This window comes from Xanthomonas sp. LMG 12461, assembly GCF_009192935.1.
Classification (GTDB): Bacteria; Pseudomonadota; Gammaproteobacteria; order Xanthomonadales; family Xanthomonadaceae; genus Xanthomonas_A; species Xanthomonas_A sontii.
Map to the genome: position 1 here is coordinate 16,684 of NZ_NQYT01000070.1, position 23,032 is coordinate 39,715.

Consider the following 23,032-nt stretch of genomic DNA (forward strand, 5'->3'; position numbering starts at 1 on the left):
CCTGCAGCGCCGTGGTGTTGACGCGGCCGTCCGGGATCGCCCCCGCAGACCAGTGCGGCGCCGTTGCGCCCTGTCGTTCCGTCTTGCTTGCCTGACGCGTGCGGGCCGGGGGTCATCACCTCACCGTTCCAGGACAGGAGAAGACATGTCGGAGTTCCACGCCCATTTCGGATGGTTCAAGCGCCGCCGCCAGTTGCAGGTGGAAGAAGTCACCGTCGTCGACAAACCCATGCTCAAGCGGGCGGTCGGCGCGGCGGCGCTGGGCAACGCGATGGAATGGTTCGACTTCGGCGTGTACGGCTACCTGGCCGTGACCCTGGGCCACGTGTTCTTTCCCAGCACCAACCCCACCGCGCAGCTGATCGCCACGTTCGCGACCTTCACCGTGGCGTTCCTGGTGCGCCCGCTGGGCGGGCTGGTGTTCGGCCCGCTGGGCGACCGCTACGGCCGGCAGAAGGTGCTGGCCGCGACCATGATCCTGATGGCGCTGGGCACGTTCTCGATCGGCCTGATCCCCTCCTACGCGCGCATCGGCATCTGGGCGCCGATCCTGTTGCTGGTGGCGCGGCTGGTGCAGGGATTTTCCACCGGCGGCGAATACGGCGGCGCGGCGACCTTCATCGCCGAGTACTCCACCGACCGCAACCGCGGCTTCATGAGCAGCTGGCTGGAGTTCGGCACGTTGGGCGGCTACATCGCCGGCGCCGCCACGGTGACCGCGCTGCACTTCACGCTGAGCGATGCGCAGCTGCACGACTGGGGCTGGCGCGTGCCGTTCCTGATCGCCGGCCCGCTGGGCCTGCTCGGCCTGTACATGCGCATGAAACTGGAGGAAACCCCGGCGTTCCAGGCCTATGCCGAAGAGGCGGAAAAGCGCGAGCACGACGCGCCCGGCCTGGGCGCACTGTTCCGCATCCACTGGCCACAGTTGCTCAAGTGCGTGGGCCTGGTGCTGGTGTTCAACGTCACCGACTACATGCTGCTGACCTACATGCCCAGCTATCTCAGCGTCACCATGGGCTATGCCGAGAGCAAGGGCCTGCTGCTGATCATCATCGTGATGCTGGTGATGATGCCGCTCAACGTGCTCGGCGGATTGTTCAGCGATCGCCTGGGCCGCAAGCCGATGGTGATCGGCGCCTGCATCGCGCTGCTGGTGCTGGCGGTGCCGTGCCTGCGGCTGGTCGGCACCGGCAACGACTGGCTGATCTTCCTCGGCCTGATGCTGCTGGGCGTGGCGCTGGTGTGCTTCACCAGCTCGATGCCGTCGACCTTGCCGGCGCTGTTCTACACCCCGGTGCGCTACAGCGCGCTGTCGATCGCCTTCAACGTGTCGGTGTCGCTGTTCGGCGGCACCACGCCGCTGGTCACCGCGTGGCTGGTCGAGCGCACCGGCGATCCGCTGGTGCCGGCGTACTACCTGATGGGCGCGGCGGTGGTGGGCATCGCAACGATGGTCTTCGTGCGCGAAACCGCCGGCCTGCCGCTGCGCGGTTCGCCGCCGGCGGTGGCCAGCGAAGCCGAAGCGCATGCGCTGCTGCGCAGCGACGAGCCGCTGACCGTGGATCCGACCCGGCCGGAACTGCCGGCGTCGCCGGAACCGCCGTCGCAGGCCATGCCGACCTGACGCACACGCAACCGGCGCCGCGCACCCCGCATCGACGACGGTTCGCGGCAGTCGAGGCGCAGCGGCGCCGCCGGCGGCGCATGTGCACGCGCCGCCGCGGACAATCCACGGCCCAGCGCCCGGGCTTCGGGCGCAGCGCAGGACGCGGCGCTTCCGTCATGGGCAACCGGCCGAGCGCCTTCGCCTCGGTCGCGCGTCCATCAGGCGACCTCTTTCGACACGGCAGACCGATGTTCGGCGCCACGCCTTCCGAACACGATCACGCTGCAGAGCGCGAGGATCCAGGCACTGATGCCGCCATACAACATCACCCATTGCATGCCGTGGATCATGGCTGCCGCCGCGACGTCGGGCGGAACCGTCGGCGTGGAGAGGCCCTGCCCCGCCGCGTGTGCGGTTCCGCCGGAAAGCCGCTCAGCCAGCCCCCGCAGCAACGTGACGTCGACCGTCGGCAGCGTCCGGCGGAGAAAGGACAACACGCCCTCCACCAGGATGAATCCCATGACCGCGATATTGATCGCAAGGCTGATCAGGCGCGCACTGGTGTCCATGCCGGAGGCCATGCCGGTACGCGCGACGCAGACCGACGCGGTGATGGTATTGGTCACCGGGGTGTTGACGATCCCCAACCCGGTACCGGCCAGCAGGCACCCGGGGAGCATCGTCAACCAACTGGCCCGCACCGTGCCGCTGCCCCACGCCATCAGCAACAAGCCGGCTCCAATCGCAAACAGGCCGGCAGGAATCACGGTATGCGCGCGGTAGCGCAGCGCCAGCCGCTCGCCCAACGGCGGCAGCACCAGGGTCGGCAAGGTGTAAGCCAGCAGCGAAAGTCCGGTGGCCACGTTGCCGTAGCCCAGCCCATGCTGGAACAGCAGCGGCAGATAGATCATGAGCGGCCAGAAGCTGAAGTTCATGCCCATCGAGCCCAACAGGGCGCCGGAAAAGTCGCGGATGCGGAACACCGAGAAGTCGAACATGGGCGCGTCGGCGCGGCGCTCCGCCACAACGAACGCGACGCAGCTGCCGATGGCGATGATCAGACTCGCCAGCGACGAAACGCTGCCAAAGCCGGTTACCGGCCCTTGCGTGATGAACCACGCCAAGGCGAGCACCGCGACCGACAGCGAGACGATCCCGGCGACGTCCAAACGGCGCCGCTGCGGATCGCGCGACTCCTCGACACCGACAAGCGCCAGTCCCAGGGCGATCGCGGAAATGGGAACATGCACAAGGAAAACCCATTCCCAACTCCACAACGCGACGATGCCGGCACCGATGATCGGGCCGAAACCCAGGCCGATGCCGAAGACGATCCCCCAGATCCCAAACGCCTTGGCACGGGCCGTCGCGTCTCCGAATTGCTGCGAGAGCACGGCGAACTGGCACACCAGCATGGCGCCCCCGGCCATCCCCTGAAGGAAGCGACCAGCGATCAGCAGCGCCGTGCTCCCTGCCAGGCCGCATACCAAGGAGGTCACGCCGAACAGGAACACGCAGATCAGGAAGATCCGCTTGCGCCCGTAGCGGTCGGCCAGCGTGCCCGTCGCCATCAGCACGGTGGTGCAGGCGATGGTGTAGGCATTCATGATCCACTGCAGATCGCGGAAGCTGCCGTGCAGCGCCGCTTCGAGGAGGGGAAGGATCACCGGCACGCTGGAGATCTCCAGACCGAACATCAGCGAAGCCAGGCAGGCGGCCGCCAGCGTGAGGGTGTTCCTGCGCGCGGAAGGAAGGTGCGTCATGGGCTTTTCCTAGAGGGACATCCGCCCGCGGCGCCGAGCGGACCGACCGGTGCACGGCGGGTCGATTCGGGCTTGGGAGCGGCTGACTTCCAGTCTGGGAGCACACAATGGATGATGGAAATGATTTAATTTTCTTGAATTAATTAAAAAATGGACTGAATCGCATGGACTACGATCCGGATCTGTTACGCACCTTCGTTGCGGTGAACGAGACTGGCGGCTTCACGCGCGCAGGCGAACGGCTGCACCTCACCCAGTCGGCCATCAGCCATCACATTCGCAAACTGGAAGCGCAGGCCGGCACGGCACTGCTGAATCGCACAACCCGCCGGGTGAGCCTGACCGAAGACGGCGAAGACTTTCTTCGCCATGCGACGCAGGTGCTGCAGGCGCATGACGCGCTCGCACGGCGTTTCCGGCGTTCTCCGGTGTCCGGCACGGTGCGTTTCGGTGCCCCCGAAAGCTACGTCGGCGATCGCCTTCCGCCAATGCTGGCGCGGTTCGCACGGATGTTTCCGGCGGTGCGGCTGGACGTGACGGTGGATACCTATGCCGCGCTGCACGAGCAGATCGTTGCGGGCTCCCTCGACCTGGCGGTGACACTCGCACTGGAGGACGACCCGACAACGCCCCTGCTGCGCCGGACCCGCTTCGTGTGGGCGGCCGCGCCAGCGTTCGCGCCGGCCGCGAATGTGCCAGTCCCGCTCGCTTTTGCGCCCAAGCCCTGCCTGCACCGGCAGGTGGGAACCGCTGCACTGGAGCGCGCCGATCTCCCCTGGCGAGTGGCATTCACCTCGCCAAGTCAGCAGGGACTGCGTGCCGCCGTGAAGGCTGGCCTGGCCATCACCGCCCTGCCCCAGGAAGATCTGGAAGCGGGAATGGTCGCCGTGGACGAGCGCTTTGGATTGCCGCCGTTGCCTCACGCCAGCTTCCGGCTGCTGTGGAGCGAGGCCAACCGAACGCCGGCATCGGAGGCGCTAGCGCAACAACTATCGCAATCACCCGAGGCACTTTCCGGCAGCGACGCGATGCCCGCCGACTGAAATAAAAAAGCCCACTTGCAGCGAACTGCCAGCGGGCTTTGCTCCCTCCCCCACGTCGGGATGCAGGGCGATCTTGGGCGCTTTTTTTGGACATTGCACGCTGCACTGCAAAACGATACCGGGCAGTACATTCTGCGTGGGCGGGAATGGGGAGACGGGAATGGGGAATAGATAAAGCGGGGGATACGCGCGTTGCATGCTTTCGCATGCCGGCGTGGCGCGGCGCACAGCGCATCCACCCGCAGCCAGCGAAGCACGCCCAACGCGATCTCTGTGGCGCTAAGGCGATGCGGCCGGCGCCGGCGCCTCCGGCAGCCACGCCGGTTGCTTGTCGTACCACTCGCGCGCGCCGAGCAGATGCCATTGCCGTTGTTCGCCGCGCAAGGCCACGCCCACGCCGAGCACGCCCCAGCGCGCGTACAGATCGCCCTGGGTGCCGGCATCGCCCACGCGCAGGCGCGCGCGCAAGGCCACCCGTTCGTTCTCCGCCGCGACCCGATCCAGCCACAATGCGTCCTTGCGCCAGCGCAGCTGTCCGCTGGCCTGCAGTTGTCCGGCATCGGCCAGCTTCAGCAACCACGCCGGCGCATCGCTGTGCTGCGCGAACACCGCCAGCACCGGGCCGGCGTCGCGCATCTGCATCTGTACCTGCGCATCGGCCTGCACCGGCGCCGCCGCGGCGATGCGGCCCTGCGGAATGCGCAGCGTCGCCCACCAGTCGCCCTGCCTGGGCTGGGTGCCGTAGCGCACGCCCTGCAGGCGCAGGGTGCTGCCGCTCAGATCGAAGCGCTTGTCCTGCAGCTCAGCGCGGCGCAGCCGCGCGTCCAGGTCGAGATCGCCGGCCAGTTCCAGGCCCGCGGTCTGCAGCCGCGCCCGGCGACCGAGCACGCGCAAGGTGCCCTGGCCGACCTGGCCGGACGCATCCAGCTGCAGATCGCCGCTGAGCCGGCCATCGCCGCCGAGCACACGCACCTGCGCCGCCGGCAGGTAGCGGTTGTAGGCGCGCAGGTCCGGCACGCGCGCATCGGCGAAGCGCAGCCGCGCCTGCAACGAGTCGCGCAAGGTGGCCAGCGCGCCGTCGCCCTGCAAGTCCAGTTGCAGGTTCTCGCCTTCGACAAAGCTGGCCTTGGGCGCGTCCAGCGGCGCCAGCGCGAAGCGGCGCATGCGCACGTCCAGTTGCGTGCGCGGCTGTTCGGCGCTGCCGACGATGCGGCCGACCGCCTGCGCCTTGCCGCTCAGGCGCACGCGCATGATCTCCGCCACCGCCTGCACGTCGGGTACGTCGAGACGGCTGCCGGGCTGCAGCGCGCCCTGCCGCAACTGCAGATCGGCGGCGACGTCGCCGCCGCCGTCGAGCTGGAACCACGGCTTGCGCACCAGCAGGTCGCTGATCCAGTTCAACGATTCGAAATGCCAGCGTCCCTGCACGCGGCCGGAGGTGCGCGGCAGCAACGCCGCCAGGTCGTCGAACGGCACCTGGCGCCCGGCGATGCGCAGGTCGGCATCGAGCATGCTGCGCGGATCGACCTGGCCGGGCAGGCGCGCGCGGGCCCGGATGTCCTCGCCCTCCACGTCCAGCAGCAGCGTCAGCACACCGCGATCGGTGGCGCCCACGCCGGCATGCAGCGGCACCCGCCAGTTGAGCGTGCTGCCGGGCTGCAGCGCGCCGCGCAGCAGGTGCAGATCGGCCTGCACGTGGCCCAGGCCGGGTTCGGTACTGAGTTTGGTGGTGTCGCCGGCGGTGTCGATGCGCAGGGCCACGCTGCGGCCATGCATGCGCAGCGCCAGGTCGGTGATGCCCAACTTGCGCAGCCCCGGCGCCTGCGCGCGGTAGTGGCGCGGGAACGAGAAGCGCGCGTCCAGCGTGGCCTGGTCGGCGATCTGGCGCTTGCCGTAGCGCACGCTGGCGTCCTCGAACACGATCTGCGAGCGGAACAGTTCCGACGGGCCACCACGCAACTGCTTGAGGAAACCGACTGTGCCGTGGCCCTTGCCCTCGACCGCAAAATCGCCGAAGCGGGCGCGGCGCAGCGTGCCGCTGTGGATCGCGTCGAAGCGCAGCGTCCAGCCCTGGTCGCTGGGCGGTGGTGGCGGGATCATCTCCTCGACGCGGTCCATCTCGCCGATCACGTTCACCGCTTCCATCCACGGCAGGCGCACTTCGCGATGCAGCAGCGGCAGCAGCGCGATGCGCGCGCTGACGCGGTCGGCACGCACCTGCCAGACATTGCGCTGCACGTGGCCGCGCATGCGCACGTTCCAGGCGGTGATGAAGCCGGGCAGCACGGTGACGGCCGGCCCGGTGTGCATGCGGAACTTCTCCGGCTTGCGGTTGGTGGCCAAGTTGAACAGCGGCGTGTTGAGGAACACGTTGCCGGCCAGCAGATACAGCAGGTAGGCGACCAGCAGGCCGCGCAGGAGCAGGCGCCAGCCGCGCGGCAGACGCCGGTAGCGAGCATGGACGGCGGTCAGTGGGCGGGCGGAGAGCGGCACCGCCGCACTATCGCCGCGGTGCGGCGTGGAACGCGTGAAAGCGACGGTGGCGCATACCCGGCGTTGCGTGGCGGTGCACGCAGGGCCGCCAGGCCGCTCCATTGCACCGGCTGCATGCGCGCTGCGTCCTGCCATCGCAAACCAGACCCCACAAGGAGAGCGGAGAAACCAGCGCCCCTCTCCCACCGGGAGAGGGGTTGGGGTGAGGATCCGGCGCGCGAAGCGCCGCACACATCGCACACACCGTGGCGTACATCCTCATCGCTGCGTCCGTTGCGCCGCATGCGCCGCCACGCGACAGGCGCAAAAAGTGGGGACACACCCCAACGCGGGCCTCGGCCCGATCCGCGATAATTGCCCTCCCCTTCCCACGCCATGGTCGCCGCATGTCCGCCGAACGTATCCTCCATCCCCGCCTGCGCGAACGCATCGTCAGCGCCGAGGCCGCAGCGGCGTTGATCCAGCCCGGCGAGACGGTGGCGATGAGCGGCTTCACCGGCTCCGGCTATCCCAAGGCGGTGCCGATGGCGCTGGCGCAGCGTATCGAGGCGGCGCACCTGCAGGGGCAATCGTTCAAGATCCAGCTGATGACCGGCGCCTCCACCGCGCCGGAGCTGGACGGCGCGCTGGCCAAGGCCGACGGCATCGCCCTGCGCATGCCGTTCCAGTCCGACCCGGACGCGCGCCAGCGCATCAACGCCGGCACGCTGGACTACATCGACATCCACCTCAGCCACGTCGCCCAGCACGTCTGGTTCGGCTTCTACGGGCAAATCGACACCGCGGTGGTGGAAGTGGCCGGCATCCGCGAGGACGGCAGCCTGATCCCGTCGACCTCGGTCGGCAACAACAAGACCTGGCTGGACCTGGCGAAGAAGGTGATCGTCGAGGTCAACGACTGGCAGCCGGCCGGCATCGACGGCATGCACGACGTGTACTACGGCACGGCGCTGCCGCCGCAGCGCAAGCCGATCCCGCTGCTGCACGCCGACGACCGCATCGGCGAACCATCGCTGCGCTGCGACCCGGACAAGATCGTGGCGGTGGTGCGCACCCACGGCCCCGACCGCAACAGCCCGTTCACGCCCGCAGATGCCACCAGCCAACGCATCGCCGAGCACCTGATCGCGTTCTTCCAGCACGAGGTCGGCAAGGGCCGGCTGCCGCCGAACCTGCTGCCGCTGCAGTCCGGCGTGGGCAACATTCCCAACGCGGTGCTGGCCGGGCTGGCCAGCAGCGGCTTCCGCGACCTCAGCGCCTTCACCGAAGTGATCCAGGACGGCATGCTCGACCTGTTGCGCAGCGGCGTGCTCAAAGTCGCTTCGTGCACCGGCTTCGCGCTGAGCCCGGAGGCCAACGAGGAGTTCAAGCGCAACATCGACTTCTACCGCGAGCGCATCATCCTGCGCACGCAGGAGATCTCCAACCATCCGGAACTGGTGCGGCGGCTGGGCTGCATCGGCATGAACGGCATGATCGAAGCCGACCTGTACGGCAACGTCAATTCCACCCACGTGATGGGCAGCCGCATCATGAACGGCATCGGCGGCTCCGGCGACTTCGCGCGCAACGGCTTCCTGTCGATCTTCCTCAGCCCCAGCACGGCGAAGCACGGCAGCATCTCCTCGATCGTGCCGATGGTCAGCCACGTCGACCACACCGAGCACGACGTCTCCATCATCGTCACCGAGCACGGCCTGGCCGACCTGCGCGGCCTGCCGCCGCGGCAGCGCGCGCAACAGTTGCTCGCGCACTGCGTGGACCCGAGCTACCGCGCGCAACTGCAGGACTATTTCGATCGCGCCCTGCACGCCAGCTACGGCAAGCACACCCCGCACCTGCTGCCCGAGGCGCTGTCCTGGCACCAGCGCTGGCTGGATACAGGGACGATGCACGCGGGCGGCTGAGTCACCGATCGGCAGCGGGGCATGCAGCCCTTCCCACATTGCAGCCCTGCCATCCCGACATCTGCGCGAATGTCCGGCGCCCTTGTAGCAGCGGCTTCAGCCACGACGCGTTTTCCCGAGGTCGCGCTTGAAAGCGCTCCTACGACGGCTGCCGATGATTCTGTTGGAAGGTCGCCGAGTACTGCGGGACCGCGCGTCGGGACTGAAGTCCCTCCCACAGTGCGGTCCCGTGCCATCCCGACATCTGCGCGGGTGGTCGGCGCCCTGGTAGCAGCGGCTTCCACCCGCAACGCGTTTTCCCGAGGTCGCGCTTGAAGGCGCTCCTACGACGGCTGCCGATGATTCTGGAGTGCCGCTGAGCACTGCGGGACAGCACGTCGGGACTGAAGTCCCTCCCACAGTGCGGTCCTCTCGCATCCAGAATCTGCGCGAATGTGCGGCACCGTCGCGGGAGCGGCTGAAGCCACTCCTACGACACCGCTGCGGATTCGGCGGTCGCTTGCAGGTTGTCGGCGCCAGATGCGGTCTCGGGCGCGGTCAGGAACGCCAGCTTGCGGCCGCGCGGCAACTGCTTGAGCACGTACTCGGCGCGCGAGGCGGCGGCGCGGTCGGGATAGGCACGGCTTGCCAGCAGCCGCACCGGCGGGTTGGCGCGGGTGTACTTGGCACCGGCGCCGCGCAGGTGCGCCTGGAAGCGTGCCTGCAGGTCCGGGGTGATGCCGGCGTAGTAGCTGCCGTTGCGGCATTCGAGCAGGTACAGGAACCAGGGCGAGTCGGCGGCCATGCAGGCATTATCGACACGGTGGCCGGTTTCGCCAGCAGCGGCGTCCGCACATGCGCGCATGCGACTCGGGCAGCACCTATCGGTCAGACCCCGATGTCGGCCAACGCTGCGCTGGCGGCATCGGCCAGTTGTCGATCTTCGGCGGTCAACTTGATCCCACGCGCATGGCGCTGGAACAGCGTCGCGCCGAGCAGGGCCTGGTGCGTCCGGCAGGCGATCGCCGCTATGCCCCCGGCCCATCAATGCGCGGCTTGTACATCCCATCGCGCCACTTCCACGCCGTCGCGCTGAACCGGCGACAACAGGTCTTAACGCCTCGCCAACACCTTGCCAGCCGCTGCCACACACCGGCATACCGTGGTCACCGGATGGGCGGATAACGTCATCACCGGCACGCAGCCGTCGATACCGAAGCTCTCTCCCTTCGCATTCGGCGGCGCGTCCGGCCCCTCTTCCGGGCCTCCCCCGCCCCCCAACGCACGCAGCCGGTCAGGCTGCGTGCGTTTCTCCCACCACCGAGCTCAGGCCGCCTGCGCCACGCGCGCCTGGCGCCGTGCGCGTACCGCCTGCGCCAGCCGCTCAAGCACCTGCACCGAGGTATCCCAGTCGATGCAGCCGTCGGTGATGCTCTGGCCGTAGACCAGCGGCTGGCCCGCGACCAGGTCCTGGCGGCCGCCGCGCAGGTGGCTCTCGACCATGGCGCCGACGATGCGGGTCTGCCCAGCCTCGAGCTGGCGGGCGATGTCCTCGATTACCTTGGGCTGGTTGTCCGGGTTCTTGCCGCTGTTGGCGTGGCTGGCGTCGACCATCAGTCGCGCCGGCAGGCCGGCCTTCTCCAGCACCTGCGCCGCCGCGGCGACGCTGTCGGCGTCGTAGTTGGGCTGGGTGCCGCCGCGCAGGATCACGTGGCAGTCCGGGTTGCCGGCGGTGGCCGCCACCGCGGTCTGCCCGTCCTTGGTCACCGCCAGGAAATGGTGCGGATGCGAGGCCGCGCCGACCGCATCGACCGCGATCTTGACGTCGCCGCTGGTGCCGTTCTTGAAGCCCACCGGGCACGACAGGCCGGACGCCATCTCGCGGTGCACCTGGCTCTCGGTGGTGCGCGCGCCGATCGCGCCCCAGGCCACCAGGTCGGCGATGTACTGCGGCGAGATGATGTCGAGGAACTCCACGCCGGCCGGCAGACCCAGTCGGTTGATGTCGCGCAGCAGGCCGCGCGCCAGGCGCAGGCCCTTGTTGATGTCGAAGCTGCCGTCGAGGTTGGGGTCGTTGATCAGGCCCTTCCAGCCGACCGTGGTGCGCGGCTTTTCGAAGTACACCCGCATCACGATCTCCAGCGCATCGCCGTAGGTCTCGCGCAGCGGGCGCAGGCGCTGCGCGTACTCCATCGCCGCGACCGGGTCGTGGATCGAGCAAGGACCGATCACCACCGCCAGGCGGTCGTCGCGGCCGTGCAGGATCTCGTGCAGCGCCGCGCGCGCGGCGGCGACGGTCTGCGAGGCCTCCTCGTCGCAGGGCAGCAGCGCCTGCAGCTGGGAGGGCGGGGTCAGCGGTTCGATCTTGCGGATGCGCAGATCGTCGGTGTGCGGGGCCATGTGCGTGTCTCGTCGGGGGGCTGGGTGGGGGCCAGATCCGGCGGCATGAAAAAAGCCGCCAGGTTCGCTGGCGGCTTTCGGGATTGCGGCTGAAGTGTCCTTCAGGGTGAACGCGATCCTTCCTCCGCCAGCGGCATCGGAAAACCGTAATACCAAAAGTAAAAGCTGCGGCAGGAAGCGTTCATGGGAACTAGTGATAGCACAGGGTTTGCGGCAGCGCCACAGTTGCATCAGCAACTTGTGGAGCCGGGAAAGGGGAACCGGGAATGGGGAATCGGAAAAGCGGTTCAACGCGGCGGTAGGGCCATGATGTCGCCGTCATCGCGCAGGAGCCTTTGACGCGTGGGTTCTTACGTGGCGCTGCGCGCTCCGGACCCTCACCCCAACCCCTCTCCCGGAGGGAGAGGGGCTAGAGCGCATCCCGCATGCCGAATCCCCACTCCCGAATCCCGGCCCCTCAGAAATCCAGCACATATTCCATCGCCACCTCGCGGCCGATCGCGTCGTACAGGGTGGTGTTGTAGAACTGGTAGCCGTAGTAGCGCTCCTTGTTGTCGTAGCCGACGGTATCGAGCACGTTGTTGATGTACAGGTTGACCTTCATCTTCGGGGCGATGCGGTAGCCGGCGGTGAGGTTCCAGTACAGCGCCGGGCCGACGCGACCGAAGTAACGCGTGGTGCTCTCGCCGAAGTGGCGGTTGCCGCTGTCGGTGACGCGGCAGGCGTCGGAAGGGCTGGGCTGGTAGCCGTCGTCGAAGCGAGTGCAGGTGCCCCAGTTCACCGCCTGGGTGGAGCCGAAACGCTTGGCGTACACGGTCAGGTCCAGCGGGCCGCCGTTCTCCCAGTGCACGCTGCCGCGCAGCTTGCTGCGGATCTTCTGGTCGCGCAGGTTCTTGTCGTCGTCGGTGCGGTAGGTCTGCTCGTGGTAGCCGATCAGGTTGTTGTAATCCAGGGCGACACTGAAGTTGCCCCAGCGCGCGGTGTTGAGGCGGTACTTCAGCGAGGCGTCGACGCCGGACACGTGCATCTGCGCGATGTTGATCGGCCCCTGCTCGATGCCGGTGACGCGACCGTCGGCATCGCGCGCCACGCGCGAAAGGATGCGCGCGCAGTACTCGGCGCCGCCGGGATTGACCCACACGCCGCCGGCGGTGGTCAGGCCGGTGCGGCAGCCGGCTTCGGCGCTGAGCACCTCGTCGCGGTTGAGGTCCTTGATCATGTCCTGCAAGCGAATCCGGTAGTAGTCCGCGGTCAGCGACAGGCCCTCGGCGATGTCCCAGACGAAGCCGGCGGTGACCGAGCGGCCATGCTCCGATTCCAGGTCCGGGGTGCCGCGGCGATTGACCTGCATCAGGTAGAACACGTCGCTGTTCTCGGCACTGCAGCCGCCGGTGAGGTAGTAGCCCTTCTGGATGCAGCGGTACTGGTCGATCACGGTCTGCTGGGTGGAGCTGGGTTCGCCGAGCACGTAGTGCATGTCCGGGGCGCGGAAACTGGTGGCGACGCTGCCTCGCAGCAGCAGCGTGCTCAGCGGCCGCCATTCCAGGCCGGCGCTCCAGGTGGTGTCGCGCTGGGTGCCGATCGCCGCGCCGAGGTCGCTGCCGTAGGCGCGGTAGTCGCCGTAGCGGTCGTGGCGCGCCGCCAGGCTGGCGTTGAGCGTGGACAACAGCGGCACGTCGAACTCGATGCCGCCGGAGTAGCGCAGGCGCTCGCCGCCGCCGTAGTCGACCACGTCCAGCGGATAGCAGGTGTTGGCACAGGGATCGGGCGACAGCCGATAGCCCTGCTTGGCCACTTCGCCGACCGCGGCGAACTTGATCGGCCCGGCCCAGCCCTGCAGCAGCTCGCCGGTGATGTTGGCGCTGGCCTGGTTGACCCAGGAATCGGCGCGGTTGTGTGCCTTCACCGCCAGGTCGTTGTATTGCGCGCCGGTCAGCGGCTGGTACCAGCGCGACTCGTCGAGATCGTAGATCGGCGTGCCGTCGGCGGTGCTGCCCAGTTGCGGGCCGAGAAAGTAGGCGGTGGCCTTCTGCGTGTCCACGGTGCGCACGTATTCGTCGACGGTGTAGCGCGCGCGGCCCACCGCCACTTCCCAGTCGAAGCGATCGGCGAGGCGGCCCTTGAGGCCGGCACTCAGGTCCCAGGACAGTTCCCTGGTGGTGTTGGCCAGGTTCTTCCAGCCGCCGGATTCGTAGCGGGTGAGCTGGCGGATCGCGTACAGGTCGCGGTCGCTGCCGGTGTCGTGGAACGGGCCGAGGTAGACGTAGGGCGGGTCGTAGGTCCAGTAGCCGACGCTCTTGGTCGTGGACAGCGTGCTCCAGGCCTGCACGCCGTTGTCGAAGTCGAAGGTGCCGTACAGATACGCCGAGCCGCTGTCGCCGCCGCTGGCGGCCAGCCAGTCGGCGTAGTCGTGGGCCATGCCGCAGTAACCGCCGAGGTTGCGCACGGTGTCGCTGTTGTAGTCGTAGCTCAGCCGCTGCGCGTCGACGAACTGGCCGCCGAAGCGCGCACAGGTGCCGCTGGGCGGCGCCAGGCGCGTGTTGTTGCCGGCGTCGACCAGGCTCAGGCCGGTGAACGGATTGAAGCCGTACTTGCGCGCCTGCGCGGTCCAGTTGCTGTAGGACTCGTCGTCCTGGTCGTCCATCTTCGGCCGCTCGCCGACCGACAGCGGATCGCGCCGGGTCCACTGCAGCGCGTAGGTCAGGTTCCACGTGTCGCCGCTGCGCCCGCCGACCCAGGACAGGTCGACCACGTCGCGCCCGCCGGCGGTGGCGGTGCCGCCGCGCAGGCGCACCTGGTTGCCCTCGTAGCCTTGCTTGAGGATCACGTTGATGACGCCGGCGACCGCGTCCGAACCGTAGATGGCCGAGGCGCCGCCGGTGAGGATCTCGATGCGCTCCACCGCCGCGGAGGGGATGTTGGCGTAGTTGGCGAAGTTGCTCTCGCCGGCGTACGGCTGCGGGTAGTCGGCGACGCGGTGGCCGTTGACCAGCAGCAGGGTGCGTCCGGGGCCAAGGTCGCGCAGGCTCACCGGCGAGGCGTTGGGCGTGTGCGAGCCGTACTTGGTGTCGGCCTCGACGCTGCCCTGCTGGTTGAGCGTGCTGAGCACGTCGTAGACGGTGAGGAAGCCTTCCTGCTGGATCTGCTGCGCACTGATCGTCAGCACCGGTTCGGCCCCCTCCACTTCCGAGCGCTTGATCCGCGAGCCGGTGACCATGACCTGGCCAAGGTCGGTGGTGGCGGCCTTGGGCGTGGCGGTGTCGGCGTCCTGCGCGCGCGCCTCGGCAGCGCCGTACAGCGCCAGCACGATGCCGAACGCGAGGGTGGTGGATGAGCGAAGTGGCATGCGGTGTCCCCGGCAGCGGATGGAAGCAGCGCCGTGCGAACACGACCTGCGGCGCCCTCTTCGCTGCGCCGCGCCCACGACCGTGCTGCGCATGCCGCAGGCACGCGCCACCGTGCGCCGGCCGCGACGCAAACAAAAGGACGAACATGCGGGCGTGCAGATCCCCTGCGCCCGTGAGTTTCTAACCTGCATGGCGCTGACAACGCTGTCAACACGCGGCTACAGCGCACTTGTAGACGATTGCGCGTTGTGCGCGATTCGCCGCGCAGCGCGTCGATTCTCGCCGTATCGCCACCGCAGGCCGTGCCAGCCGCACCTCTGGCGGAGACGCTGCTGGGCAACGATGGGCTGCATGCGCATCGCGATCGCGTGCCCCTCTTCCGTTGAGAGAGGGGTTGGGGCAAGGGTCCGGCGCGCAGCGTCTCGTGGTGTTTGAGGCGCATGGAGCGAAGCCTGCACTCGCATCCGTCCGGTTGGGTCACTGCCGCCTGGCACGCCTGTGCCGCACCTCGGTCGGGGAGATCGCACAAGCCCGGCACAGGCAGCTTCCATGACCCGCTTCGCTGCTTACCGCAGCTCGGCGAGAAACGCCGTTGTCCTCGCGGGACCGGCTTCTGCCGCGACAGGCATTCCCGGCAGCGCCTCGTCGCGGCTGAAGCCGCTCCTGCAACATGGCTACGCCGTCTTTACCAAAGTGCCCTACAGACGCTCGGTAAAGCAGGTTCTGCCGCGGCGCGATCCGTGGATGCGCCGCGGCGTTGGCCAGGGCGCACGAACACGCAGACAAACGCATCGGCATGCCGCCATGCCGCCGACACAAAAAAAGAGCCCCGCATCGCTGCGGGGCTCCTTTCGACTGCGTGGAACAGGTCGGCCGAGGCCGGCTGGATCAGAAATCCATGCCGCCCATGCCGCCCATGCCGCCGCCCATGCCGCCCGGAGCGGCCGGCTCTTCCTTCTTCGGGGCCTCGGCCACCATCGCTTCGGTGGTGATCATCAGGCCGGCGATCGAGGCGGCGTTCTGCAGCGCCGAACGGGTCACCTTGGTCGGATCCAGGATGCCGAACTCGACCATGTCGCCGAACTCGCCGTTGGCGGCGTTGTAGCCGAAGTTGCCGCTGCCTTCCTTGACCTTGTTGAGGATCACGGACGGCTCTTCGCCGGCGTTGGTGACGATCTCGCGCAGCGGCGCTTCCATCGCGCGCAGCGCGATCTGGATACCGTGGGTCTGATCTTCATTGGCGCCCTTCAGCTCGCCGATCGCGCTCAGCGCGCGCACCAGCGCCACGCCGCCGCCCGGGACCACGCCTTCTTCCACCGCCGCACGGGTCGCGTGCAGGGCGTCTTCGACGCGCGCCTTCTTTTCCTTCATCTCGATCTCGGTCGAGGCACCGACCTTGATCACCGCCACGCCGCCGGCCAGCTTGGCCACGCGCTCCTGCAGCTTCTCGCGGTCGTAGTCCGAAGAGGTCTCCTCGATCTGCGCCTTGATCTGCTTGATGCGCGACTCGATCGCCGAGGTGTCGCCGGCGCCGTCGATGATGGTGGTGTTCTCCTTGGAGACCTGCACCTTCTTGGCGCGGCCCAGGTCCTTGATGGTCGCCTTCTCCAGCGCCAGGCCCACTTCCTCGGAGATCACGGTGCCGCCGGTCAGCACGGCCATGTCTTCCAGCATCGCCTTGCGACGGTCACCGAAGCCCGGGGCCTTGACCGCCACGACCTTGACGATGCCGCGGATGGTGTTGACCACCAGGGTCGCGAGCGCCTCGCCTTCCACTTCCTCGGCGACGATCAGCAGCGGCTTGCCGGCCTTGGCCACGCCTTCCAGCACCGGCAGCAGGTCACGCACGTTGGAGATCTTCTTGTCGTGCAGCAGCACGAACGGGTCGTCCAGGTCGGCCTGCTGGCTCTGCTGGTTGTTGATGAAGTACGGCGACAGGTAGCCGCGGTCGAACTGCATGCCCTCGACCACGTCCAGCTCGTTCTCCAGGCCCGAGCCTTCCTCGACCGTGATCACGCCTTCCTTGCCGACCTTCTTCATCGCGTCGGCGATGATGTTGCCGATCGACTCGTCGGAGTTGGCGGAGATGGTGCCGACCTGGGCGATGGCCTTGTCGTCGGCGGTGGGCTTGCTGATCTTCTTCAGCTCGGCCACGGCGGCCACGACGGCCTTGTCGATGCCGCGCTTGAGGTCCATCGGGTTCATGCCGGCGGCGACCGCCTTGGAACCTTCGCGGATCAGCGCCTGCGCCAGCACGGTGGCGGTGGTGGTGCCGTCGCCGGCGTTGTCGGAGGTCTTGGAGGCGACTTCCTTCACCATCTGCGCGCCCATGTTCTCGAACTTGTCGGCCAGTTCGATTTCCTTGGCGACGGAGACGCCGTCCTTGGTGATGGTCGGCGCGCCGAAGCTCTTCTCGAGCACGACGTTGCGGCCCTTCGGGCCCAGGGTGGCCTTGACGGCATTGGCGAGGATGTTGACGCCGCGCACCATGCGCGAACGGGCGTCTTCACCGAAACGGATATCTTTGGCAGCCATGTTGAGTTACCTCGGGAATAGGGAATGGAGAACAGGGAATAGGCAGATCAAGAGCGGGCGGTCGGGACGGGACGGAAATCGCGGGCGACGAAGGCGCCTGACCGATTCCCGATTCACCATTCCCGATTCCCGCGATCGGCGGCGCTCTTAGCCGACGATCGCCAGAACGTCGTCTTCGCGCAGCACCTTGTACTCGACGCCTTCGGCCTTGTAGCTGGAACCGGCGTACTGGCCGTAGATGACCTTGTCGCCGACCTTCAGGGCCGGGGCGCGCACGCTGCCGTTGTCCAGCGGCTTGCCGGCGCCGACGGCCACAACTTCACCCTTGGTGGACTTTTCCTTGGCCGAATCCGGGATCACGATGCCGCCGGCGGAGATTTCGTCGGCTTCGATCGGCTTGACTACGACGCGGTCGTGAAGCGGCTTGATGCTCATTGAGTGAGACCTCTTAAGTGATTGATTGGTCTAGGAAAGGCCGGCGATGTTAGCACTCGCCCATGACGACTGCCAGCAACGCTCGCGAAAAAACCCGGTAGCGCCGGGATGCGCCTGATGTAGTGCCGCGGCCGGGGCTTTCAAGGGCGGGAGGCAAAAAATTTTTGCCAGGAACGTGCATTCGGTGGCAAGCAGTGACCGAATCCCGTCACAGTGTCACAGAGGCAGGCTAGGCTGAGCGCGGACCCATGGGGGGATCCGTCACCAAAAGGAGTTGTCGATGAAGCCATCCGCCGTTGCGCTGCCGCTGGCCTGCCTGCTCGCCCTTGCCGGGCCGGCCCAGGCCGCCGTATTCATCAATGAATTGCATTACGACGATGCCACCGCCGCCGGCGACACCGGCGAAGGCGTGGAGATCGTCGCCACCGCCGGGGAGAGCCTGAGCGGCTACCGCGTCTACCTGTACAACGGCAGCAACCCGGGGTCGGCCGCCGTCTACGCCAACAGCGCGGTGCCGGCCGGCAACCTGGTCAGCTGCGGCGGGCAGGTGCGCATCGCCACCGTCAGCTACGCCAGCAACGGCATCCAGAACGGGCCCAACGACGGCCTGGCGCTGGTCGACGGCAACGGCAAGGTGGTGCAGTTCCTCAGCTACGAGGGAGCCATCACCGGCGGCGGCGGCCCCGCCGCGGGCATGACCAGCCAGAACCTGCCGGTCAGCGAGAGCAACAGCACCCCGGCCGGCACCTCGCTGCAGCTGCGCGGCAACGGCAGCGCCGCGGCCGACTTCAGCTGGAGCGACAGCGCCACCAGCACCTTCGGCGCCTGCAACAACGGCCAGACCTTCGCCGGCGGCGGCGGCAGCAACGCCGCGCCGACCGTGACCGCCACCACCCCGACCCAGGGCGCCACCGACTTCCCCGCCGCCGGCGACCTGGCGGTGACCTTCAGCGAGGCGGTGAGCCTGGCCAGCGGTGCGTTCGGCCTGAGCTGCCAGCAGTCCGGCAGCGTGGCGCTGACCTACCCCAGCAGCGGCACCCAGTTCGCGCTGTCCACCAACACCGCGCTGAAGGCCGGCGAGAGCTGCACCCTGAGCATCGTCGCCGCACGCGTGAGCGATGCCGACGGCGCGCATCCGGCGCAGGATCGCAGCGTCGCCTTCAACGTCGCCAGCGGCTCGGGCGGCGGCGGCAATGGCGCCGGCAGCTACTACTCGCGGGTCAACACCTCCAGCCCCAGCCAGCTGCGCTGCTCGCTGCACGAGACGATCAAGGGCCACACCGTCTATCCGTACAGCAGCAGCTCCGGCACCGACACCTGGGCCATCCTGGAGATCGCCGACGAGGATCCGAACAACAGCCAGCGCGTCCTCGACGCCTACCGCAACCGCAGCTATGCCAAGGGCACCGACCGTGCCGGCAGCGGCAGCGGCCTGAAGTACAACCGCGAGCACAGCTGGCCGAACTCGCTGGGCTTCGGCACCGCCACCGGCAACAAGGGCCTACCCTACGCGCCGTACACCGACACCCACATGCTGTACCTGACCGACGCCACCTGGAACGCCGACCGCGGCAACAAGCCCTACGCCAAGTGCGACAGCAACTGCGGCGAGCGCGCCACCGAGGCCAACGCCGGCTTCGGCGGCGGCAGCGGCCGCTACCCGGGCAATTCCAACTGGGTGCGCACCCCGGACGGCAACAGCGGCACCTTCGAGGTGTGGGACCACCGCAAGGGCGACATGGCGCGTGCGGTGATGTACATGGCGATCCGCTATGAGGGTGGCGTGGATGCCAAGACCGGGCAGTCCGAGCCGGACCTGGAGCTGACCGACGACCGCAGCAAGATCGTCAAGACCTCGTCCTCGCCGGCCTACATGGGCCTGCTGTCGACCCTGATCGCGTGGAGCCAGCAGGATCCGCCGGACGACGCCGAGCGCGCCCGCAACGAGGTGATCTACAGCTTCCAGGGCAACCGCAACCCGTTCATCGACCACCCGGAGTGGGCGACCTCGTCGCTGTTCACTTCCGCCAAGCCGGCCAGTTGCCAGTTGCTCAACTGAGCCGTGGTGCCTCGCCCGCTGCATTTGCAGCGGGCGGGGATGATCAGCCATCTAGCTGCTTAAAAAGCCGGGGATTGTGGATGCGCGGCCGCCGGCCACCGGCCGGCGCCGCCAAAGCGCGGCCGGCATCCCTATACTGTCGGCCGCATGTCCGCGCCCGCCCTCCGCTTGCTGCTCAGCACCTGCCCCGATCCGGCCAGCGCCGCGCGGGTCGCCCAGGCGCTGGTCGACGAACGCCTGGCCGCCTGCGTCAGCCGCCTGCCCGGCGTGCAGTCCACCTACCGCTGGCAAGGCGAGGTGGAACAGGGCGAGGAGGTGCTGCTGCTGATCAAGACCGCCGCCGACCGCCTGCCCGCGTTGCGGCAGCGGCTGTGCGCGTTGCACCCGTACGAGGTCCCCGAACTGGTCGAACTCGAGGTCGCCGGCGGCCTGCCGGCCTACCTGCAGTGGGTGCATGCCGAAACCCGTGAGGAACCGTAAGCCGATGACCCTGCTGCACCGCCTCGCCGCCCTGTGCCTGCTGGCCGTGGCCGCCTTCCCCGCCCTGGCGATCAGCGAAAAGGACCTGCTGCCGGTGGACCAGGCCTTCGCGCTGAGCGCGCAGGCGCCCGAACGCGGCCGCATCGCGCTGCACTGGGACATCGCCAAGGGCTACTACCTGTACCGGCACCGCATCGCGGTGAAGGTGATCGGCGGCTTCAAGCCCAACCCGACCCTGCAGTTGCCGGCCGGCCACAAGAAGACCGACCCGTACTTCGGCGAGGTGGAGACCTACCGCGACGAACTGAACGCGGTGCAGAGCGGCATCGCCGATCCCGGCACCAGCCGCGTGCAGCTGGAGGTGCGCTACCAGGGCTGCGCCGATGCAGGCGTGTGCTATCCGCCGCAGAAGCGCCTGCTCGAGGTGACCCTGCCGGCCGCCACGGCCGCCACCGATCCCGCACCGGCACTGCCGCCGGCCGCGACGGGCGGGCTGCCGGGCAGCGGCCCGGGCGCGGGCAACGGGGCCAAGCCGCTGTTCGGTCCCGGCCCCGGCACCGCGGCGGTGCAGGGCCTGCCGCTGCCCTCGGACCAGGCGTTCCAGTTCGAAGCCATCGTCGGCGACGGCAATACCCTGCTGCTGCGCTTCACCCCGGCGCCCGGCTATTACCTGTATCGCGACCGCACCGCGCTGGCGCTGGAGGGCGCGCCCGGCATCCGCACCGGCATGCCGCGCTGGCCCAAGGGTAGCTCGCACCAGGACGAACACTTCGGCAACGTGGTGGTGTACTTCGACCAGACCGAGGTCACCGTGCCGCTGCAGCGCCAGCGCGCCGACGCCACCGCCGCGACCCTGGTGGCGACCTTCCAGGGCTGCCAGACCGACGGCATCTGCTACCCGCCGATGACCCGGCGGGTGAAGCTGGCGCTGCCCAAGGGCACCGTCACCCCGGCCGACCAGGCCGAGGTCAGCCCGCTGCTGGTGACGCCGCTGGACAGCCGCCAGGCCGACGCCAACGACGCGGCCGCGGCCACGGCCGCCGATGCGCTGCCGGCGACGCCGGACGCCTCGGCGCACAACGCCGCGCGCAGCGCCGCACCGCCGCCGGCCACGCAGAACCTGCTGTGGATCCTGCTGCTGGCGCTCGGCGGCGGCCTGCTGCTGAACCTGCTGCCGTGCGTGCTGCCGATCCTGTCGCTGAAGGTGCTGGGCCTGGCGCAGAGCGGCGAGAGCCGCGGCCGCGCCCGCAGCCATGCGCTGTGGTACACGCTGGGCGTGCTCGCCTCCTTCGCCGTGGTCGGCGGCATCGCCGTGGCCGCGCGGCTGCTGTGGGGCTTCCAGTTGCAGCGCCCGGGCTTCGTCGCGGTGCTGGTGTACCTGATGTTCGTGGTCGGGCTGAGCCTGTCGGGCGTGTTCACCCTCAGCGCCAACCTCGGTGGCGTCGGCCAGTCGCTGTCCACGCGCAGCGGCCCGGTCGGCGACTTCTTCACCGGCGTGCTGGCCTGCGTGGTGTCCAGCGCCTGCATCGGCCCGTTCATGGGCCCGGCGCTGGGCTATGCGCTGACCGCGCCGGCGGCGGCGGCGATGCTGGTGTTCCTGACCCTGGGCCTGGGCCTGGCGCTGCCGTTCCTGCTGATCGGCTTCGTGCCGTCGCTGGCCAGGCGTCTGCCCAAGCCGGGCGCGTGGATGGAAACGCTCAAGCAGGTGCTGGCGTTCCCGATGTACCTGAGCGCGATCTGGCTGCTGTGGGTGCTGGGCAAGCAGCGCGGCGTGGACGCGGTGGCGCTGCTGCTGATCGGCGCCACCCTGCTGGCGCTGGGCCTGTGGTGGTTCGAGCGCGCGCGCTGGCGCGACCACAAGACCGGCATGCGCCTGGCCGCCCTGCTGCTGCTGGCCGCGCTGGTGCCGGCCTGGGGCGTGACCCGGCTGCCGCCGCCCAGCGCCAGCGTCGAGCGCAACACCGTGGCCTATTCGCCGCAGATGCTCGACCGCCTGCGCACCGACAACCGCGTGGTGTTCGTCAACATGACCGCCGACTGGTGCGTCACCTGCAAGGCCAACGAACGCAACGTGTTCGACAGCGACGCGTTCCGCGACACCATCAAGCGGGTGGACGCGGTGTACATGAAGGGCGACTGGACCAACGAGGATCCGCGCATCAGCGCCTTCCTCGCCGAGCACAAGGCGGTGGGCGTGCCGCTGTACGTGGTCTACGGCCCCGGCGCGCCGCCGACGGTACTGCCGCCGGTGCTGAGCCAGGCGGTGGTCGAGGACGCCCTGCTGCGCGCGGCGCGATGACCCCCGCCAGCGCGCGCCTGCTGGCGGTCGCCGCGGTGGCGGCGGTGCTCGGCGTGGCGGCGGCGCACTGGTGGGAACGGCGGACGCCGGCGCTGGCCCCGGCAACGTCCGCCACGGCCAGCGGCCATGCGGCCGCGCCGCCGGTCGCCGCGGCGCGCCCGGGCGATCCCGCCCCGGCGCTGCGCCTGCCCACGCTCGACGGCGGCCACCTGACCCTGGCGCAGTTCCGCGGCCGGCCGCTGCTGGTCAACGTGTGGGCGAGCTGGTGCGAACCCTGCGTGCGCGAGATGCCGGAACTGGACCGGCTGGCGCGCGCGCAACCCAGCGACGGCCTGCAGGTGCTGGGCATCGCCCTGGACCGTGCCGAAGACGTGCGCGCCTTCCTGCAGCGAGTGCCGATCGGCTACCCGATCGCGCTGGAGACGCCCGGCCCGGCCGACGCCAGCGTGCGCCTGGGCGACACCCAGGGCCTGCTGCCGTACAGCGTGCTGATCGACGCCGACGGCCGCATCGTCAGGCAGAAGCTCGGCCCGTTCGCGCCGGGCGAAGTGGAGGGCTGGGTGGGCGGCGGCGCGCAGCCGACGCAGTAGCCGGCGAGCCAGCCGCCGATGCGCGCCCTTGTGGGAGCGACGTCCGCGTCGGCGACGCATTGCCGATAGCGCTGTCGCGACTCACCTCGCGCC

14 protein-coding genes and 1 pseudogene are annotated in these 23,032 nt (G+C 68.9%); 7 read left to right on the forward strand and 8 right to left on the reverse strand.

Annotation, left to right across the window (positions count from 1 at the left end):
* Positions 1–145 precede the first annotated feature (145 nt).
* On the forward strand, positions 146–1,627 hold the full coding sequence (proP, locus tag CEK68_RS17375; RefSeq protein ID WP_152240141.1) for a glycine betaine/L-proline transporter ProP: 1,482 nt from the start codon (positions 146–148) through the stop codon (positions 1,625–1,627).
* A 200-nt stretch (positions 1,628–1,827) separates the two neighbouring features.
* Here proP and CEK68_RS17380 read toward each other — a convergent pair whose 3' ends face one another.
* Positions 1,828–3,372, reverse strand: a complete 1,545-nt coding sequence (locus tag CEK68_RS17380) for an MFS transporter (protein WP_152240142.1) — start codon at positions 3,370–3,372, stop codon at positions 1,828–1,830.
* 164 nt (positions 3,373–3,536) lie between these two features.
* On the opposite strand from CEK68_RS17380, the gene CEK68_RS17385 reads away from it, so the two are divergent.
* The gene (locus tag CEK68_RS17385) at positions 3,537–4,415 is read left to right on the forward strand and encodes a LysR substrate-binding domain-containing protein (protein ID WP_152240143.1); all 879 of its coding nucleotides are present in this window, start codon (positions 3,537–3,539) and stop codon (positions 4,413–4,415) included.
* A 279-nt stretch (positions 4,416–4,694) separates the two neighbouring features.
* Here the strand turns inward: CEK68_RS17385 and CEK68_RS17390 are convergent, their stop codons facing one another.
* A complete protein-coding gene (locus tag CEK68_RS17390; RefSeq protein WP_226977944.1) occupies positions 4,695–7,010 on the reverse strand; it encodes a hypothetical protein in 2,316 nt (771 codons plus the stop codon).
* A gap of 284 nt (positions 7,011–7,294) precedes the next feature.
* Between CEK68_RS17390 and CEK68_RS17395 the strand changes: the two genes are divergently transcribed.
* Positions 7,295–8,815 (forward strand): acetyl-CoA hydrolase/transferase family protein, encoded by a 1,521-nt coding sequence (locus tag CEK68_RS17395; RefSeq protein WP_150409733.1) that lies wholly within the window; start codon positions 7,295–7,297, stop codon positions 8,813–8,815.
* Between the two features lie 469 nt (positions 8,816–9,284).
* Here CEK68_RS17395 and CEK68_RS17400 read toward each other — a convergent pair whose 3' ends face one another.
* The 6 genes and pseudogenes from CEK68_RS17400 to CEK68_RS17425 all read right to left on the reverse strand — a co-directional run bounded on the left by CEK68_RS17400 (position 9,285) and on the right by CEK68_RS17425 (position 17,511).
* On the reverse strand, positions 9,285–9,599 hold the full coding sequence (locus CEK68_RS17400; RefSeq protein WP_152182756.1) for a GIY-YIG nuclease family protein: 315 nt from the start codon (positions 9,597–9,599) through the stop codon (positions 9,285–9,287).
* Between the two features lie 92 nt (positions 9,600–9,691).
* A pseudogene (locus CEK68_RS17405) lies at positions 9,692–9,799 on the reverse strand (LysR family transcriptional regulator); the annotation flags it as partial.
* Between the two features lie 321 nt (positions 9,800–10,120).
* Positions 10,121–11,194, reverse strand: a complete 1,074-nt coding sequence (locus CEK68_RS17410) for a 3-deoxy-7-phosphoheptulonate synthase (protein WP_150409731.1) — start codon at positions 11,192–11,194, stop codon at positions 10,121–10,123.
* Between the two features lie 457 nt (positions 11,195–11,651).
* The gene (locus tag CEK68_RS17415; RefSeq protein ID WP_193314242.1) at positions 11,652–14,411 is read right to left on the reverse strand and encodes a TonB-dependent receptor; all 2,760 of its coding nucleotides are present in this window, start codon (positions 14,409–14,411) and stop codon (positions 11,652–11,654) included.
* A gap of 1,018 nt (positions 14,412–15,429) precedes the next feature.
* Positions 15,430–17,076 carry a chaperonin GroEL gene (gene groL / locus CEK68_RS17420; protein ID WP_010340980.1) on the reverse strand — a complete coding sequence of 549 codons (1,647 nt, stop codon included), beginning with the start codon at positions 17,074–17,076 and terminating at the stop codon, positions 15,430–15,432.
* Positions 17,077–17,223: 147 nt separating this feature from the next.
* A complete protein-coding gene (locus tag CEK68_RS17425) occupies positions 17,224–17,511 on the reverse strand; it encodes a co-chaperone GroES (RefSeq protein WP_010340979.1) in 288 nt (95 codons plus the stop codon).
* Between the two features lie 280 nt (positions 17,512–17,791).
* Between CEK68_RS17425 and CEK68_RS17430 the strand changes: the two genes are divergently transcribed.
* The 4 genes from CEK68_RS17430 (at position 17,792) to CEK68_RS17445 (ending at position 22,939) form a co-directional block, all read left to right on the forward strand.
* Positions 17,792–19,570, forward strand: a complete 1,779-nt coding sequence (locus tag CEK68_RS17430) for an endonuclease (protein WP_152240146.1) — start codon at positions 17,792–17,794, stop codon at positions 19,568–19,570.
* A gap of 147 nt (positions 19,571–19,717) precedes the next feature.
* A complete protein-coding gene (gene cutA / locus CEK68_RS17435) occupies positions 19,718–20,050 on the forward strand; it encodes a divalent-cation tolerance protein CutA (protein ID WP_017907317.1) in 333 nt (110 codons plus the stop codon).
* 4 nt (positions 20,051–20,054) lie between these two features.
* Positions 20,055–22,349 (forward strand): protein-disulfide reductase DsbD, encoded by a 2,295-nt coding sequence (locus CEK68_RS17440; protein ID WP_152240147.1) that lies wholly within the window; start codon positions 20,055–20,057, stop codon positions 22,347–22,349.
* Positions 22,346–22,939, forward strand: a complete 594-nt coding sequence (locus tag CEK68_RS17445) for a TlpA disulfide reductase family protein (protein ID WP_148827983.1) — start codon at positions 22,346–22,348, stop codon at positions 22,937–22,939. The genes CEK68_RS17440 and CEK68_RS17445 overlap by 4 nt, the downstream gene beginning before the upstream one ends.
* The last annotated feature ends 93 nt before the right edge of the window (positions 22,940–23,032 follow it).